The following is a 17,007-nucleotide window of genomic DNA, read 5'->3' as shown; positions in this document are numbered from 1 at the left end:
GGGACCCGGTCACTTCTCGCGCTTTTCGAACTGGTTCGCGCCGGAGTGACCACGGAACGTGTCGGCGAACCAGCCGGCGGCGGCGACGAGCCGCTGCCAGATCCGTGCCGGCAGCCCCGCCGATTCCCCACTCGGGGCGTCGTCGCCCGCCGAATCCACGGAATCGACGTCGTCGGTCATCGTTCTGGTGGTCCCGACCGCGAGCCGTCCGGCGCGGCGACGCCCTGTCGGCGCACCGTCCGCTCGCCGCGGTGATTCTCCGAGACGGCGATGCCGGGGAAATCGTCGTTCGTCGTGGAGGGGCAGTCGTACCGTGGCACGTCCCTCGCGAAATCGATCATGAACGATTCATACGAACACCCCGCGCTTAACCTTGGCGCAGGCCACGATCCGCCGCCGTTCTATATGGCGTCGAGAGCCACCGGCTGCCGTCCTGCGACTGGACAGCCTCCGTGGCGCCTCGGAGAAAAAGACGCTCTGTATCGCCGCCCGCTATCGCTGCTCTACCCCTCGTAGCCCGCGTAGTCCATCAGCTCGGCGAAGATGTCCGACTCCATCGCCTCCTCGTAGACGATGCCGCCGACCATCCCGCCGGGGTAGGTGTTGCCGTTCATCGCGTGGGACACCTTGTGGCAGTGCAGCAGGTAGATGCCCGGATCGGCGTTCGCCTCGAACTCGATGGTCTTGCGCTCGGCGGGCGCGACGTTGATCACGTCCTGCTCGTACTGGGCGGCCTCGGGTACCTGTGAGCCGTCCTTCTCGACGAGCCGGAACCGGTGGTTGTGCGTGTGCAGCGGGTGGCTCATGTAGCCGTTGTTGGCGAAGTGGACGCGGACGGTGTCGCCCTGGGAAACGATGATCGGCGAGCCGTCCTCGGGGTGGAGCGTCCGCGGCGCCGAGCGGCCGTTGATCGTGAACACGTCCGGGTGGCGATCCCGCGGCGAGTAAGACACGTCCTCGCCGTTGAGCATCCGGTTGAGTCGGGAGTCCCAGTCCTTCACCGTCATGAACAGCTCCTGGTCGGCGGGCTCGTACCCCTCCGGGTCGACGCGGAAGAAGCCGTACATCCCCATGTCGATGTGCCGGTGGGTCTGGAAGTGGCAGTGGTAGAGGTGCGTGCCGGGCACGTTCGCCGGGATTTCGTAGGTGTGGGACTCGCCGGGCTGGACGGTGATCCCGGTCGTCGTCGGGACGCCGTCGTTCTCCCACGTCTTCGAGACGCCGTGGAAGTGCACCGTGTGGGGCATGTCCGCGTCGGTGTTGTCCAGCGTGACCTCGATGTCCTCTCCCTCCTGGGTCCGGATGATCGGCCCGGGGACGCTGGGCTCACGATCGTCGGCCTGCCACGCCCAGACGCGCGGAAGCGTTACGGGACCGCCCATCGAGCTCTCAGGGTGGACGGGGAGGTGGGACGTGACCGAGCGCAGCGTCACCTCGTTGTTCTGCTCGGTGACGTCGACGACCTGCGGCGGGCCCGCGGCCGGAAGGTCGCTCTGGACTCCCGCGGCAGCCGAGCCGATCTGGTCGGGCACCGTGCAGCCAGCAAGGCCGAGCAGCCCGACCCCGCCGGTCGCCTTCGCGAAGTCTCGACGCGTCCACTCCGAGCCGGGTGCACCGATTGTGTTCGTCATCGTGTATTTAGCGGTTGGTAGCCGGGAAATACACCCCCACTGCCAGTTTCCAGTTCGTGGGAACGCCACCGCACGCGTTCGGAGCGAGAGTCCGTAACACGATACTGCCCGTGCAGCGAGCGAAAGCGATTACGAGCGGCGATCCTCCTCCTCCGGTACTGGCGACGATCCTCACCGTCTCGTCGGTTGACCACCGCGAGGCACCACACCCAAATCCCCTCGTCACCGAGTGCAGTCGATGAGCGTCCTTACCGACGACGATCCGATCGTCTACCTCGTCACGCAGGCCGACGCGTCGGCCGGCCGAGGCACGATCGAGATCGTCGAGGCAGCGATCGACGGCGGCGTCGACGTCGTCCAGCTCCGGGAGAAGAACGCACCAGCGCGCACGCGCTACGATCTCGGTCGCGAGCTCCGCGAACTGACCGCGGCGGCGGACGTCCCGCTGATCGTCAACGACCGGATCGATCTTGCGATCGCCGTCGACGCCGACGGCGTCCACCTCGGCGACGAAGACCTGCCCGTCGCCGTCGCCCGCGAGCAGCTGGGCCCGGACGCGATCGTGGGCCGCTCGGTCTCGACGCCGGAGGCCGCCCGCGCCGCGGAGAACGCTGGCGCGGACTACCTCGGCGTCGGCGCGATCTACCCCACCGACTCGAAGGACAAGCCGCCCGAGGAGAGCGATCTCGGGCCGGAGGGCATCCGCGCGGTCCGCGAGGCGACCGACCTCCCGCTGGTCGGCATCGGCGGCATCGACGCCGAGAATGCCGGTGACGTCGTCGCCGCGGGCGCGGAGGGCATCGCCGTGATCTCCGCGATCACGCAGGCCGAGGATCCCGCCGCCGCGACGCGCGATCTCGCCAGCGCGGTCTCACAGGGGGTGGCCGCCCGATGAGCGACGCGAACAGCGCGTTCGCCCTCGACGTCACGCTCCCCGACGCGTTCGGCGCGATCGCCGAACAGCCGCCGCTCGTCCACTGCATGACCAACGACGTGACCGTCAGCGAGGTCGCCAACGTCACGCTCCACTGGGGCGGCCTCCCGGTGATGGCCGTCGATCCCCGCGAGGTCGAGGACATGGCCGGTGCGGCGGCGGGCCTGTACCTCAACATGGGCACCGTCGACGAGGACGAGGACGCGATGATCGCCGCCGGGCAGGCCGCCAACGAGGGCGGCGCCCCCGTCGCCTTCGACCCGGTCGGCGCCGGCGCAACGCCCACCCGCGACGCGGTCGCCGAGCGGATCCTCGACGAGGTCGGCGTCTCGATCGTCAAGGGCAACTACGGCGAGGTGACCGCGCTCGCCGGCGAGGACGCGGAGGTCCAGGGCGTCGAGTCCGTCGGCGAGTACTCAGAGATCGCCGAGACCGCGATGGCGCTCGCAGCCGACAGCGACGCGGTCGTGGTCGCGAGCGGCGAGGTCGACGTCGTCGCTGACGATACCGTGGCGTACGAAATCGCCTGTGGCGATCCGATGATGGGCAGCTTCGTCGGCAGCGGCTGCATGCTCGGCGTCACCGAGGCCGTCTTCGCGGGCGGGCTCGGCGTCGAGCGGATCCTCGACGCGGCGATCGCCGGCACGGCCGCCTTCGGCATCGCTGGCGAGCGAGCCGCCGCGGCTGACGAGCAGTGGAACGGCCCCGCGAGCTACCGGACGGCGTTCCAGGACGCTGTCGCGGCGATGGAAGCGGGAAGCGTCGACGACGGCGAACTTGCGTCGCGGGTCGAACTGGTCGCGGAGCGATAGCGCGCGGCGGCAGCCACCGTCGCGGTATCGGCGCACGAACGCAACGACTAATTTCCGCGCCGAGCGATTCCTGGTATGGGAGATCTCAGCACGCTCGGCGAGGAGTACGCGCCGGCACTGGAGACGGCCCTCGACGAGTCCATCGTCGACTTCTGGTACCCGCGCTGCATCGACGAGGAACACGGCGGCTACGTCACCAGCTACGATGCAGCGGGCGAGTTCGCCGGCACGTCGGAGAAGCAGATCGTCACCCAGGCCCGCTTCGTCTGGTTCTTCTCGCGACTCGACCGCGAGGGGTACGGCGACTACCGCGAGGCCGCCGAGCAGGGCCTCGACTTTCTCCTCGAAGAGATGTGGGACGACGAGCACGGCGGCTTCTACTGGCAGGTCGAACGCGACGGCACCGTCACGAAGCCGAACAAGCACATGTACGGCCAGTCCTTTGGCCTCTACGCGCTCGCGGAGTTCGACCGCGCCTTCGACAGCGGCCTCTCGACGGGGAGCAACCAGGCGCGCGAGTACGCCGACGAGCTGGTCGAGCTGTTCGAGACGGAGGCGCACGACGACGAGAACGGCGGCTACGTCGAGTACTTCGAGCCGGACTGGACGCCGATCCTGGAGGGGCGGACCTACCTCGACGGCATCGAGCCCGACTGGTCGACCAAGGAGTCCGACGACGAGGAGCTCGACGCCTCCTTCAAGCTGATGAACACGCACCTCCACCTGATGGAGTCCTTCACGGAGTACCACCGGGCGACGGGCGCGGGCAGCGACCAACTGGAGGAACTCCTGCACATCTGCACGAACACCGTGTTCCGCAAGGGCGTCGGCGCCTGCACCGACAAGTACGCGCCCGACTGGGAGCCCCAGCTTGGCGATCTCGCACTGGCGTCCTACGGCCACGACCTCGAGAACGTCTGGCTCGTCATGGACGCCGTCGACGCGCTCGGGCTCTCCCAGGAGCTGTTCGAGGACTTCTACACGACGCTGTGGGACTACTCGCTGGAGTACGGCTACGACGACGAGCACGGCGGGTTCTACTTCTTCGGCCCGCTCGGCGAGCCCGCGACGAACCGCGTGAAGGCCTGGTGGGTCCAGGCGGAAGTGCTGACCTCCGCGCTGCGGATGTACGAGCTGACCGGCGAGGAGCGCTACGCGTCGGTCTTCGAGCAGACCTGGAACTTCCTCGAGGAGTACCAGATCGACCACGAGGTCGGCGAGTGGCACTCCGGGGTCACCGAGGACCTCGAGCCCGTCGGTCGGAAGGGCGCGCTCTACAAGGGCGCCTACCACAACGGCCGCGCGATGATCGAGTGTCTCGACCTGCTGGCGGCGGAATAGCCGACACCTGACGAGCGTTCACTGGCGGCCGTCTGTGCGGCCGGCGCCAGTCCGGTACACGCGCGTCGTCGCCAGGCTCCGGAGTATTCTCAGCCCCGTCTCCCCCGCGTCTCCCGCGAGATCAGTACAGCGTCCTCGCAGATGAATCTACGTCGGATCACCGAGAAGGTTGCACATATCGGCGGATAGCGGGCTTCTATCGAGGTTTCGGCCCGCCGTGGCCAATGGCCATAACACTTTACTCACGAGTTCGCGTGCATTGTTCACACCCAGAGCCCGAGCCCACCCATGAGCACTGCCAACCGAGCATCCGTCCTGATCGTCGAGGACCGTCCGGAGATCGCCCGGCTCTACGAAAGCTGGCTCGAGGACGACTACGGCGTCACGATCGCCCACGACGGCGACGAAGCCGTCGAGATATTCGACGAGAGCGTCGACGTCGTCGTCCTCGACCGCCGTCTGCCCGGCCGACCGGGCGACGAAGTGCTCGCGGCGATCCGCGAGAGGAGCGACTGCAGCGTCGCGATGGCGACCGCCGTCGAGCCCGACTTCGACATCCTCGAGATGGGGTTCGACGAGTACGTGGTCAAACCGCTCACCCGCGGCGAGCTCATCGGGACGATCGAACGGCTGCTCGCGCGCCACACCTACGCGGACTCCCTCCAGCGCTACTTCGCGCTGGTCTCCAAGCGCAGCGTCCTCGAAGAGCACAAGTCCAGCGCGGAGCTCGACGACGAGCGCTACCAGGAGTTCACGGGCCAGATCGACGACCTCGAGGCGAACCTCGAGCACTGCGTCGACAGGTTCGAACACCGCGACTTCGAGGCTCTGTTCCGCTCGCTCGACGATTCCGCGGAGTCCAGTGAGCCGAGCCGCGTCGTCGAGTGACGCGGCACACCTTCTGCGCACCTACGCCCTCTTTCATAGAGCGTTCTCGCTATCGGTCGCCGCTCCTGGAGAATGCGTTCTTCCGGCGGTGGCTGGCTGCCCGCCCTGCCCGCTACTGGATCGTGAGGTGAAACGGCTCGCGGGCAATCGTCTCGCGAACGTCGGCCAGTGACTCCCGTTCGGCGTCGTGGGCGGCCTCCATCACGGCGAAGACTTCCTGTTTCGAGACCTTGACGCCCGCCTCGGTGAGTGCGTCCGCCGGCCGGGTACGGAGCTCGCGGAGCGTGCCGACGCTCAGCAGGTAGGGGATCGACCAGGCTGCAATCGTGTTGCCGAAGACCTGGGGCGCAGCCTCGAGGTACGTCTGCGCGTCGTCGAGGAACGTCTGGGCGTAGCGGGCCGTCCGGTCGACGACGGCCGCAGCGGCGTCGCGGTTGTCCGGCTCGAGCACGGCGTCCTGGGCGACGTCTTCGGCGGCGAGCCACTCCGCCGGGAGGTAGACGTTGTTCTCCTCGGTGTAGTCGTCGTGGACGTCCTTCGAGACGTTCACGAGCTGCAGGAGGAGGCCGAAGGAGTCGGCCGTCTCGTACAGCACCCGCGAGCGCTCGGGCGCGACGTCGCCACGAGTGAGCAGGTTCGTGATGAGCGTCCCGACCGTGCCGGCGGCGTAGTAGCAGTAGGATTCGAGCTCGGTGCGGTCGTCGATTCGCAGGCCGCCGGTGTCGGCGTAGCGATCGACGAACGTCGCCATGCCGGTGACCATCTCGCGCACCGGCGGCACGATGGCCTGCTGGACGTCCTCGGGCTGTTCGGCGAACGTCGCCCAGATCGTCGGCGCCTTCGCGACGACGGTCCAGTCGTCCGTTCGCTCGGCGGGTGCCGGCAGCCACTCGTCGACCGCCTCGCGAAAGTGCGCCATCGTGACGTCGCGTTCGGGACCGAGCGCCGCGTCGTAGCTCTCGAGCAGCGCCACCTGCTCGGCGGGCGGAATGTGGCTGGCGTCCTCGACGGTATCGGCGACCCGACAGAGGAGGTAGCCCAGACAGATCTCGGTCGCCATCGGCTCCTCGAGCACGTCGACGGTGAGCGCGAACGTTCGCGAGACGCCCTGAACGGCCTCGTGACACCACTCGAGGTCGGGCTGGGGCGAGCGGGCGATCACGAACGGGGCCCCCGTTCGTTCGCCCGGGTCCCGAGGGATGGACTGGGCCGTCCTGCCGCGGCGGCGGGGATCGTGGAGGAAGCAGCGGTTCGGGGGACTGCTTCGGAGCGCTGTACGGTTGTGGGCCGTAGCATTCGTTCGTCTGCCCCTACCGACGGTCTCCGAATGCTTGCAATTTCCGGCTTCGGACAGCCGGCGGGATCCCACCGCCGGTCAGTCATCGGTGGCCACTGGTTCGACGCTGGGATCGCCGACGTCGGCGGTCGCGTTCGTGAGGTCCTCCTCGCGCCACGTCCCGCGTCGATACCACGCGTAGGCGATCGCCGCGCCGACGACGTTGGAGATCGCGAAGGACAGCCAGATTCCCGCCTCGCCGATCGCCTCGGCGCCGATCCACGCGATCGGGAACCGGACGACGCCGAGCATCACCACCGATATCGCTGCCGCGGTGAGCGTCTTTCCGGCACCACGGAAGCTCCCGGTGTACGCCCGCATGATCCCGATGAACCCGAAGGTGAGCGCGACGTAGCGCAGGAACTGCGAGGCGACCTCGACGACCCGGTCGCCGTTCGCCTGGTCGCTCCCGACGAACACCGACGCGAGGGGTTCGGGAAACAGGAAGACGACGATCCCGGCGACCGTGAGTACGCCGAAGAGTACCTTGGCCGCGAGCCCGGCGGCCCGCTCGGCCCGCTCCGGCTTGCCCGCGCCCATGTTCTGGCCGGTCATCGTCTCGACGCCGCGGGCGACGGCGATCGCGGGGAGGAAGACGACGGAGAACATGCGCGTCCCGATGCCGTAGGCGGCGACGACGGCGTCGGGGAAGAGCGCGACGATGAACAGCAGGAGGTTCATGGACACCGCTCGGCCGGTCCCCTCGATCGAGGCGGGGAGACCGATCCGCACGAGACGGCGCAGATAGCCGAGGTCTGGCGCCATATCCCGGAGGTTGATCTGGACGCCACGCGACCCGTGGAACATGATCGCGAGCCCGACGACCAGCGCCAGCGCCCGCGAGAACACCGTGGCGATGGCGGCACCCTGGATGCCGAGCTCGGGGAACGGCCCCCAGCCGAAGATGAGGAACGGATCGATGACGATGTTGAGGACCACCGATCCGAACATCACGAGCATCGGCGTGATCGTGTCGCCGTAGCCCCGCATGAGCGCGACGAACACCGCGAATCCGAACATGCACAGCAGCCCCAGCGAGATGACCTCCATGTAGCTCGTCGCGAGGGGTAACACGTCCTTGGAGGCGCCCATGATCCCGAGGAACTCCTCGACCAGAAGGTAGCCGATGCCACCGAGCAGAACCGACGCGATCACGGCGAACGTCACCGTCTGGGACGCCGCGTACTCGGCCTCGGATTCCTCCCCGGCGCCGGTGTACTGGGCCACGAGCACGCTTCCGGCGACGGAGATCCCCATCCCCAGGGATATCAGCAGGAACACCATCGGGAACGCGAAGCTGATCGCCGCGAGCGCGTCCGTGCTGTACTGGCCGAGCCAGAACGTGTCCGCGAGGTTGTAGGCGGTCTGGAAGAGGTTCGTGACGACGATCGGCATCGAGAGGAAGAAGAGCGGCTTCCCGATGCCGCCGGACGTCAGGTCGAACTCCTCGGGACCCCGGAACAGCGAGTCGAGGCGTCTGCGGACGCCCATCAGTCCGTTGCCTCCGCCGGATCGTCGGTTTCGTGGGCGGCAGTCCTGCGGTCGGCGATCGGTCGAACGGAACCGGCGCTGGGCCGTCCAGGCCTCCCGCGACGCGAAGTGCTCCGAACGGTACAGACGAGTGCGGCCTCCATACGTTGGTTGCAGGAACTTACTAATCGGTTAGTCAAAAGGCTTTGGAACCATCGGCATATCGGCGAAGGAGACGGATAACGGCTCGAAGGCTGCTCTACTACCTCTTTGATCCACTGGCACGATCTGACGACAGAGTCAAAACGGTTAACCGGTCCCCAACGAATGATCGACCAATGGCCGACACGCCGGAGCGCTCCTCCTCGGATCCGGACGAGGAGATCATGCGAGCGACGTATCGCGCGCTCCGCGAGCACGGGTACGCCGACCTCACGATCAAGCGGATCGCCGCGGAGTACGGCAAATCGACCGCAGCGATCCACTACCACTACGATACCAAGGACGATCTGCTCGCCGCGTTTCTCGATTTCATCCTCGACCAGTTCGTGGAGACGATCCACGAAGTCGAGACGACCGCACCCGAGGAACGGCTCGACCTGCTGCTCGACAAGCTGCTCGTCACCCCACAGGATCATCCGGATCTGCTGATCGCCATGCTGGAGATGCGAAGTCAGGCGCCGTACAAACCGGCCTTCAGCGAGCGATTCCAGCAGAACGACGAGTACGTTCGCTACGTGCTCAGGACGGTGATCGACCACGGGATCTCCGAGGGCGTGTTCGCGGACGCCGACGCCGAGCACGTCGCGCGATCGCTCCTCACGATCGTCGACGGCGCCCGCACGCGAGCAGTCGTCCTCGACGACACGGCGGCGCTGGAGACGGCCAGACGGACGGCGGAGGAGTACGTGACTTCTATCCTCCTCGACGAGCAGCCAGCGAGTGACGAGTGAGTCCCGAGACGGAGCAGTATGCCATTCTCATGCGTCTCCGTCGTCCGAGCTAGCGACGTTCGCGTCCTCGAGTTCCGTCGTACACCAGTGACAGAACTCCAGCATCGGGTCCAGTTCCTTTCCACACGTGGGACAGTGCGTGCGCTGCCCTTCCGTGGCGGCGGACAGCCGAACGGCCGCGTTCTGGACGTGGGCGAGAAGGTAGGCGTCGACGGCACTGAGCCCTCCGAGGACGAACACCGGCGCGACCGCGACCGGATCGACGGTCCCGCCGGTCGCCAGCGCCTCGAGCGCTCCCGGATCGACGAATAGCACCGCCACTGCGACCGCACCAGCGATCCATCCCAGCGCTCGGCGCCATCGACGGAGGTAGCAGTGCCCGAGCCCCGTGAAGAGCGTCGCGAGCGCCGCAGCGAGCCATGGCCGTTTCCGACCGACGGATCGGCTCATACGTTGACTAACTGGTCAGTCAGCCATAAGTCTTCATACTACTATCGGCGGCGCTCTGGGGGGAACGAGCTCCCGGCGACGTGCTTCGCCGGAACCGGGACGACGTCGTCGCGGTGAACGAATTCGTACGCGGGGGTTCGGGCAGTCGACGGTTCCGTACCGTCGGACTGCAGCAGGCGTCAAAACGGGAGTTTCGGTTCGAGCCGCTGGACGAGCTGCTGGATCTGCTCCTGGTTGCGGAGGCCGAACAGCGAGAGCGAGATCACGATCCCGACCAGCGCGAGCGCGGAGAGGAACTGCCCGCTCGCGAACTGGCCGCCGGCGTACACCGTGATCACGTACGCCGGCAGGCGTCCGATCGTGATCACGATCATGAACGTCTTGAGCGACCATTGCGTGAGGCCGGCGAAAAAGCAGATGACGTCGTCGGGCAGTCCCGGCACGAGGACGAACGCGATCAGCCCCGCGATGCCGACCCGGTCGACGAACCCGTCGAACCGCTTCACCACGTCCTCGTCGAGGATGTCCTCGACGAAGGATCGGCCGTACCGTTTGGCCAGGAGGAAGGCGATCGCACTGCCGATGAGGACGCCGACGAGGCTGTAGACGGTGCCGGCGATCGACCCGAAAAGGTAGCCTGCGACGAGCGCGACGACCTGCCCGGGGATCGGCGCGACGACGACCTGCACCGCCTGGATCACCACGAAGACCAGCGGCGCGAGCGCGCCGAACTGGTCGATCCAGTTCCGGAGCTCCTCGTCGTCGAAGACGAACGGCGCGTAGCGTTGGAGCGCGACGTAAAGCCCGACGAACGCAAGCACGACGACGAGCAGCCCGAGGGCTGCTCGCCAGCGGTCTCGCCGGGAGGAGAACACCTCCATCGTTTCGATACGCGGGTGCCCCACTCAAGAACTTTCTGTGCTGGTCCGGAGCGCCGACCACCTGTCCAGTCTCTGTCCGCGTGGTCGTTCTCTATCCCTGTGATCGTTACCGGCCCTCGAGCCCGACGCCCTCGGCGATCAGCTCGTGGGACCGGATCCGGTCGTCGGGATCTTCGATCAGGTTCTGGACGACGACCTCGTCGGCGCCGACGGCGTCGGTCATCCCCTCGAGCAGCGCGCCGACCGTCTCCGGGCTCCCCGAGATCGCGCGCGGCCACGCGCTGGGGGAGTCCGCGATCGACGCCGACGTGGGCTCCGGCACGCCACCGATCTCGTCGATGGCCTCCTCGACGGTCGGCGGCGGGCCGAACGCACCCTTGGCCATCCGCTGGTAGGCCGCCTCCGAGGACGCCCGGAGCTTCGCCGCCTCGTGGTCTGTCTCCGCGCAGGCGACGTTGGCGGCGAGCATGCTATGGGGCTCGGTCAGCCCCCGATCGAACTCGGAGTCCTCGAAAGCCGCTCTGTAGCGCTCCATCGCCTGCCCGGCGACTGTCGGCCGGATGAACGCCGCGAACGCGTACGGAAGGCCGAGCTTCCCCGCGATCTCGGCGCTCGACGGGCTCGACCCGAGCACCCACACCTCCGGCGTGCCGTTGGCCGAGCGGGGAATGACGATGTCGCTGTAGGGGTGGTCGTCGGGAAAGCCGCCGTAGACGTGCCGTGCCGTCTCCTCGATCTTCGCGGCGTGATCGGCGCCCGACTGCTGGTGGGGAACGCCGGATCGCAGCGCGCGGTCGGCGGCGGGCATCCCCGTCGCCCGGCCGAGCCCGAGGTCGATTCGGTCCGGCGCGAGCGCGTCGAGGCTGGCGAACGTCTCCGCGACCTTGAACGGGCTGTAGTGGTTGAGCAACACCGTTCCGGAGCCCACGCGGATCGACTCCGTCTCCGCGGCGAGGCGAGCGATCAGCACCTCCGGCGTCGTGCTCGCGATCGCGTTCGCGAGCCCGTGGTGCTCCGCGACCCAGAAGCGCGAGTAGCCGAGCTCCTCGGCTCGCTGGGCGAGGTCGATCGTGTCCTCGTAGGCGTCCGTCGCGGTCTCGCCGTTCCGTACCGGGGCGATGTCGACGATCGAGCAGTCCATCTGGATAGCTGCCGTAGGAGGAGGATCCGGGAAAGGTCGTTGTCTCCGGCAGTCGAGGCGCGTTGGTGAGGGCGTGTTGCCGACCGGGACTGAGTAGAACCAACGGTTCTGCGAACACCGCGAGACTCGCAACGCTCGTCTCGCGTGCGCTGGCTCGCCGTGCTCGCCAGCAGGTCGGTCGACATCCGGTCGAGCATAGTGAGACCGGGCTCGGAAACGGAGCGAAGCGACGTTTCCGGTGAACGACCGAAGGGAGTGCGCCGACCGGGAGTTGAACCGGAGGAAGACGGTCCTGCTCGGCTCGCTTCGCTCGCCTGTGCGGGCTGCGACTTCCCGGGCTCAACTCCCGGCGGGCGCAGTTGCTCCTCACGTTCGTTCACCGGAGCAGCAAGCTGCTCCGAGCCGTCGCTCACTACGATCGCGACGACGCCGCAGGATGCGCTCACGGCTCGCTCCGCTCGCCGTTCGCTGTACCGAGGCGCTCACTTCGTTCGCGCCTCGAATGCGCCGACCGGGAGTTGAACCCGGGCTATGAGCTTGGGAAGCTCATGTCCTACCACTAGACCACCGGCGCGCATCGCTCACTTCGTTCGCTCGCGCGCCGAGCCCCGCCTCGCTTCGCTCGGCAGGACACCGGCGCTCGTTCACTCGCCCCGTGCCTCGCCTCACGACTTCGGCGAGACGCCGGCGCGCTGGAACGCGGTGAGTACTCCATCGTACCGGAGTCGCGCACTTCAACGTAGCGCTCCGCGGTGACTCCACGACCGTCCAGCAATTTGCGCCGACGGACGGCTATTTGGGGGCCGATGACGAAGGCTCCGCCAATGGTAGATCTTCGATTCTCCGAGGCCGAACTCGCGGCGCGTCGCGAGCACGTCGTCGAGTTCGTCCGGTCCCAGGTCGACGCTGCAGGCGCGGACGGCGCGGTGATCGGGCTGTCCGGCGGCATCGACAGCGCCACGACGGCATCGCTCGCGGTCGAGGCGCTCGGTGCGGAGTCGGTCCGCGGGCTGGTCCTCCCCGGCACGGTCAGCATGGACGAGAACATGAGCGACGCCGAGCTGGTGGCCGAGGAGCTGGGCATCGCCTACGACGTCGTGCCGATCGGCGGGATGGTGGACTCGGTGCTCGACGGGTTCCCCGAGATCGCCGACGATCGGGTCGCTATCGGAAACGCCCGCGCGCGGCTGCGCGCAGTGTGTGGCTACCTCGTCGCGAACCACGACGACCGGCTGGTGCTCGGCACGGGGAACCGCTCGGAGGCGCTCGTGGGCTACTTCACGAAGTACGGCGACGGCGCGGTGGACTGCCATCCCATCGGGAATCTCTACAAGGTCCAGGTGCGCCAGCTCGCCCGCGAACTCGGCGTGCCCGAGGCGATCGTCGAGAAGCCGCCGACGGCTGGGCTCTGGGCCGGCCAGACCGACGAGGCGGAGCTGGGGCTGTCCTACGAGGACCTCGATCCCATCCTGGCGCTCCACGTCGACGGGCCGCTGTCGGCCGACGCGACCGCGCGGGAGCTCGACGTCGATCCCGAGACTGTCGAGCGGGTGCGGGAACTGCACGAACGGAGCGAGCACAAGCGCGCGATGCCGCCTGCGCCGGCACCGCTGGAGTGAGAAAGCGACGGAGTGAACGTCCCAGTTCGGCGATCGTCGCGGTCAGTTCTCCGTCTCGACGACGATCCTGATGTGGTCGCCCTCCTGCGGGTTCGGGCCGCTGCCGTGGAGTTCGTACGTCGCGGGATCGACCGACTCACCGTTGACCTCGATCGTCAGATTCGTTCCGGGATCGCTCGCATTGTACGTCTCCCCCTCCACTGTGATCGAGTTCTCGGTCAGCTCGATTCCGAGCCGGCCCATCGCCTCGGCGAGGGTCAATCGCTCGGGCGGGCTGGGATGCATGTGCCATTCCGGACCGCTGCCGTGGAAGTGGAAATCCGTCGGGGTGGTGTACTGGGAGCTGGCGAAGGCGATCCGCTCACCCTCGACGGTCATGTTGATCGTCCCGTGCTCGTGGATTCGCTCGGGCGGTGACTCGCTGAACGCGCCGACGGCGACGTACACAGCGCCACCGATCACGGCGACGAAGACGATCCCGATCACCGCGTAGCCGATCGTGGTCGAGAGCTCCGTGCCGCCGTCGCCGCGGTGGTCCGCGACGCGGCGCTGGTCGATGCGTCCCAGCTCGCCCTCGTGGGCCTCTCCCATGTGCTCGAGGAGCGAGCCCTCGTCGGGAAAGGACTGTTCGCAGTAGTCGCAGTCGGCCATCTTCCCGGAACGTCGGCACCCGAGCGATACAACGGTTTCGGACGAGTGGGGCGCCGCGCCGGCCGTGTCCGGTCCGGTCCCGTGGGACGGAGTCGCCCGCTGTCCCCGACATCGAAACCCTTTATTGGAGCCGTGGCGAATCCGGAGATGCACCGCGGGTTGGTGGTCTAGTCCGGTTATGACACCTCCTTGACATGGAGGAGATCGGCGGTTCAATTCCGCCCCAACCCACTTTTCGTGGCCTCACGCGACGAGCGAAGCGAGGAGCGACGGCCACGAAAAGTGGCGTGACGAAGGAATTGAACCAGACGAGTCGCAGCGTCCGAACGGAGTGAGGACGACCGTCTCGGCGAGGTTCAATTCCGCCCCTTCCTCTGCCAGCGACGACGCACGACGTCCCCTCACGAGGCAGTACCTGCTCCCTTGCGTTTTCGGCGGTCCGAATGCTCCTTGGGAACTTATAGCATTCCATGCCCATTTTCGCGTATGGACTCCGCAGCCCCACCGCCGACCGGCATCGACCGCGACCACCGGAGCTACCGGTACTACCGGACGGAGGTCGGCCGCCACTGGGATCCGGCCGAGGTGGTCCTCGAGGCGGACGTCGACGCCCTCCTCGACGCTCCGGCGTCGGCGCTCGACGGGCTCCGCGACGCACTCGCGAAGTTCGGGGCGGGCGAGCAGTCGGTCACCGCCGACCTCGCGCCGCTGGCGGTGGTCCTCGAAGACGTCGAGGACCAGTCGTTCGTCGCCACCCAGCTCTACGAGGAGGCGAAACACGCCGACTTCTTCGACCGGTACTGGCGGGAGGTGATCACGCCGGTCGAGCGCGAGCGGGGTCTCGAGGTCACCACGCCGACCGACGATCGGTGGTTCGACTCGGACTACGAGGCGCTGTTCGACCGCCAGGAGGCCCACCTGCAGGAGCTACTGACCGACGACTCCCCGGAAGCGCGGGCCCGGGCCTACAGCGTCTACCACCTCGTCGTCGAGGGGATCTTCGCCCGGACGGGCTACCACGCGCTCCAGACGCTCTACGGCGAGGAGTACGACGCGACGCCGACGCTGCCCGGGCTGGTCGAGGGCGTCCTGTTGATCCAGGGCGACGAGGGACGCCACGTCGGGTTCGGGGTCTCGAAGCTCCGCACCCTCGTCCACGAGGAGGGCGTCGACCCCGACCTCATCTCCGACACCGTCGGGGAGCTGGCCGGCCTCGTGCAGGGGTCGCTCACGGCCAGCCAGGAGGCTGGCGATGGGGAGCCACAGACGGAGGTCGACATCGACCTCGTCGGGTACGCGATGGAAAAGCACGCCGAGCGAATGGAGGAGATCACGGCGCCCGACCCGTCGTGATCGGTGGCCGACGAGCGATCTCGCGTCGCCGCCAGCGATTCTACGACTCTCCGCGCGCCCGCTCGAACATCGCGATGGCTTCCTCGCGGCGCTCGGCGTGATCGACGATCGGCGCGGGGTACGCCGGGGCGGTTTGACGGCGCTGCGTCGGTGAGAGCTCCGTCCAGTCGTGGATCACGTCTGGCTCGACGTCCCGCAGTTCGGGCACGTATCGCTGAATGTACTCGGCGTCGGGATCGTGGCGTTCGCCCTGGGTGACGGGGTTGAACACCCGGAAATACGGCTGTGCGTCGACGCCGACGGAGGCGGCCCACTGCCAGCCGCCAGCGTCGTTGGCGACGTCGTGATCGACGAGGCACCGCCGGAACCACGCGAGGCCCGCCCGCCAGTCGATCATGAGGTCCTTCGTGAGGAAGCTCGCGACGATCATCCGCAGGCGGTTGTGCACGTACGCCTCCTCGCGGAGCTGGCGCATCCCTGCGTCGACGATCGGGTAGCCCGTCTCGCCGTCCTTCCAGGCCTGCAGCCCCTCGGGATCGTCGCGCCACTCGATCGGATTCTCGAACGTGTTGAGCGGCTGCGTCGGCATCTCGGGGTTGTCCGCGAGCACCTGTGCGTAGAACTCACGCCAGCAGAGTTGCCGGCGGTACTCCTCGGCGTTCTCGCGAGCGTCCGCGTCGGGCGCCTCCGCTTTCGCCGATTCGACGGCTGCAAGCACCTCCCTGGGCCCCAGCGTGCCAAACGAGAGGTGAGGCGAGAGTCGGGAGGTGGCCGCGGCCGCGGGGTCGTCGCGCAGATCGTCGTACTCGTAGATCGAGCCGTCACAGAAGCGACGGAGGCGGTCGAGCCCATCCGCGCGGCTACCAGCCTGGACGTCCGCGCTCGGTTCCGGGATGCCGAAGTCGGCGAGCGCCGGGATCGGCCCGGCCTGGTCCCCGGAGTTCCCGTCGCGAGCGAACGCTTCGACCCGATCGGCGTCGTTCGCGACGGTCTCGATCCTCTCGGCGCTCGCGAGCGCATCGGAGGCCGGCGGCCCGGGTGGCTCGCCGGGGTCGCGATTGGCCCACTTCCGCCAGTAGTAGCTGAAGACGGAGTAGTGCTCGCCCTCGCTGGTGAGGATCGATCCGGGTGCGTGGCAGACGGCGTCGTCGTAGGAAGCTCGATCGACGTCGCGGTCGGCGAGTTCGCGCCGGACCGCGGCGTCCCGGTCGCGGGCGATCTTCGAGTAGTCGCGGTTCCAGGTGACGAGGTCGGCGTCGTGTTCGGCGGCGATCTCGGGGACGACCTCCCGGGGATCGCCGCGAGCGACCAGCAGGTCGCTGCCCCGCTCGCGGTACCACCCGCGCAGGGACTCGAGGGCGTCGCGGAGGAAGGCGACCCGCGGCGGGCCGGCGTGGGCCAGCAACGCGTCGTCGAGGACGAACAGCGGGACGAGGCTCGCGCCGTCGCCGGTGACTTCGGCGGCCGCGTTCGCGAGCCCGACGTTGTCCGCCGGACGCAGGTCTCGGCGATGCCAGTGAACGGGCACGCCGCACCGTCGGGGCCCC

At 67.9% G+C, this 17,007-nt stretch carries 17 protein-coding genes and 2 tRNA genes; 8 read left to right on the top strand and 11 right to left on the bottom strand.

The genetic code is table 11. The features are described from left to right. Positions 1-9: 9 nt before the first annotated feature. The 3 genes from ACZ5KP_RS07805 to ACZ5KP_RS07795 all read right to left on the bottom strand — a co-directional run bounded on the left by ACZ5KP_RS07805 (position 10) and on the right by ACZ5KP_RS07795 (position 1,631). On the bottom strand, positions 10-180 hold the full coding sequence (locus tag ACZ5KP_RS07805; protein ID WP_460922829.1) for a hypothetical protein: 171 nt from the start codon (positions 178-180) through the stop codon (positions 10-12). Further along, positions 177-341, bottom strand: coding sequence for a hypothetical protein (locus tag ACZ5KP_RS07800; RefSeq protein ID WP_460922832.1), 165 nt, complete (start codon positions 339-341; stop codon positions 177-179). The genes ACZ5KP_RS07805 and ACZ5KP_RS07800 overlap by 4 nt, the downstream gene beginning before the upstream one ends. A gap of 162 nt (positions 342-503) precedes the next feature. Continuing rightward, positions 504-1,631: a multicopper oxidase domain-containing protein gene (locus tag ACZ5KP_RS07795; RefSeq protein ID WP_460922835.1), complete on the bottom strand. Its 1,128-nt coding sequence runs from the start codon at positions 1,629-1,631 to the stop codon at positions 504-506. 238 nt (positions 1,632-1,869) lie between these two features. Between ACZ5KP_RS07795 and thiE the strand changes: the two genes are divergently transcribed. The 4 genes from thiE (at position 1,870) to ACZ5KP_RS07775 (ending at position 5,606) form a co-directional block, all read left to right on the top strand. Then, positions 1,870-2,526, top strand: a complete 657-nt coding sequence (gene thiE, locus ACZ5KP_RS07790) for a thiamine phosphate synthase (protein ID WP_460922838.1) — start codon at positions 1,870-1,872, stop codon at positions 2,524-2,526. Next, the gene (gene thiM, locus ACZ5KP_RS07785) at positions 2,523-3,377 is read left to right on the top strand and encodes a hydroxyethylthiazole kinase (protein WP_460922841.1); all 855 of its coding nucleotides are present in this window, start codon (positions 2,523-2,525) and stop codon (positions 3,375-3,377) included. The genes thiE and thiM overlap by 4 nt, the downstream gene beginning before the upstream one ends. Positions 3,378-3,452: 75 nt before the next feature. Then, entirely contained in the window at positions 3,453-4,718 is a 1,266-nt protein-coding gene (locus ACZ5KP_RS07780) for an AGE family epimerase/isomerase (protein ID WP_460922844.1), read from the top strand. Positions 4,719-5,006: 288 nt separating this feature from the next. Further along, on the top strand, positions 5,007-5,606 hold the full coding sequence (locus ACZ5KP_RS07775) for a HalX domain-containing protein (protein ID WP_460922846.1): 600 nt from the start codon (positions 5,007-5,009) through the stop codon (positions 5,604-5,606). Between the two features lie 112 nt (positions 5,607-5,718). Here the strand turns inward: ACZ5KP_RS07775 and ACZ5KP_RS07770 are convergent, their stop codons facing one another. Both ACZ5KP_RS07770 and ACZ5KP_RS07765 read right to left on the bottom strand, forming a co-directional pair. Continuing rightward, positions 5,719-6,768, bottom strand: coding sequence for a phytoene/squalene synthase family protein (locus ACZ5KP_RS07770; RefSeq protein ID WP_460922849.1), 1,050 nt, complete (start codon positions 6,766-6,768; stop codon positions 5,719-5,721). Positions 6,769-6,981: 213 nt separating this feature from the next. Further along, a complete protein-coding gene (locus ACZ5KP_RS07765) occupies positions 6,982-8,433 on the bottom strand; it encodes an MATE family efflux transporter (protein ID WP_460922852.1) in 1,452 nt (483 codons plus the stop codon). 317 nt (positions 8,434-8,750) lie between these two features. On the opposite strand from ACZ5KP_RS07765, the gene ACZ5KP_RS07760 reads away from it, so the two are divergent. Further along, entirely contained in the window at positions 8,751-9,365 is a 615-nt protein-coding gene (locus tag ACZ5KP_RS07760; RefSeq protein WP_460922855.1) for a TetR/AcrR family transcriptional regulator, read from the top strand. A gap of 27 nt (positions 9,366-9,392) precedes the next feature. On the opposite strand, the gene ACZ5KP_RS07755 is transcribed toward ACZ5KP_RS07760, so the two are convergent. The 4 genes from ACZ5KP_RS07755 to ACZ5KP_RS07740 form a co-directional block, all read right to left on the bottom strand. Beyond that, complete coding sequence (locus ACZ5KP_RS07755; protein WP_460922857.1) at positions 9,393-9,815, bottom strand: DUF7575 domain-containing protein; 423 nt, start codon at positions 9,813-9,815, stop codon at positions 9,393-9,395. A 179-nt stretch (positions 9,816-9,994) separates the two neighbouring features. Further along, positions 9,995-10,696: a TVP38/TMEM64 family protein gene (locus ACZ5KP_RS07750; RefSeq protein WP_460922859.1), complete on the bottom strand. Its 702-nt coding sequence runs from the start codon at positions 10,694-10,696 to the stop codon at positions 9,995-9,997. A gap of 106 nt (positions 10,697-10,802) precedes the next feature. Continuing rightward, a complete protein-coding gene (locus tag ACZ5KP_RS07745) occupies positions 10,803-11,837 on the bottom strand; it encodes an LLM class flavin-dependent oxidoreductase (RefSeq protein WP_460922861.1) in 1,035 nt (344 codons plus the stop codon). Positions 11,838-12,340: 503 nt separating this feature from the next. Beyond that, positions 12,341-12,411, bottom strand: a tRNA-Gly gene (locus ACZ5KP_RS07740). Between the two features lie 250 nt (positions 12,412-12,661). On the opposite strand from ACZ5KP_RS07740, the gene ACZ5KP_RS07735 reads away from it, so the two are divergent. Further along, positions 12,662-13,456 (top strand): NAD+ synthase, encoded by a 795-nt coding sequence (locus ACZ5KP_RS07735; RefSeq protein WP_460922863.1) that lies wholly within the window; start codon positions 12,662-12,664, stop codon positions 13,454-13,456. A 42-nt stretch (positions 13,457-13,498) separates the two neighbouring features. On the opposite strand, the gene ACZ5KP_RS07730 is transcribed toward ACZ5KP_RS07735, so the two are convergent. Then, complete coding sequence (locus ACZ5KP_RS07730; RefSeq protein ID WP_460922865.1) at positions 13,499-14,107, bottom strand: hypothetical protein; 609 nt, start codon at positions 14,105-14,107, stop codon at positions 13,499-13,501. A gap of 156 nt (positions 14,108-14,263) precedes the next feature. Between ACZ5KP_RS07730 and ACZ5KP_RS07725 the strand changes: the two genes are divergently transcribed. Together ACZ5KP_RS07725 and ACZ5KP_RS07720 are read left to right on the top strand one after the other, a co-directional pair. Further along, positions 14,264-14,338: transfer RNA gene (locus ACZ5KP_RS07725), tRNA-Val, on the top strand. 255 nt (positions 14,339-14,593) lie between these two features. Beyond that, entirely contained in the window at positions 14,594-15,460 is an 867-nt protein-coding gene (locus ACZ5KP_RS07720; RefSeq protein ID WP_460922867.1) for a ribonucleotide-diphosphate reductase subunit beta, read from the top strand. 40 nt (positions 15,461-15,500) lie between these two features. On the opposite strand, the gene ACZ5KP_RS07715 is transcribed toward ACZ5KP_RS07720, so the two are convergent. Beyond that, positions 15,501-16,988, bottom strand: a complete 1,488-nt coding sequence (locus tag ACZ5KP_RS07715; protein ID WP_460922869.1) for a cryptochrome/photolyase family protein — start codon at positions 16,986-16,988, stop codon at positions 15,501-15,503. Between the last annotated feature and the right edge of the window lie 19 nt (positions 16,989-17,007).

This window comes from Salinarchaeum chitinilyticum (genome assembly GCF_055390775.1).
This window is presented reverse-complemented; position numbering and strand designations above follow the sequence as displayed.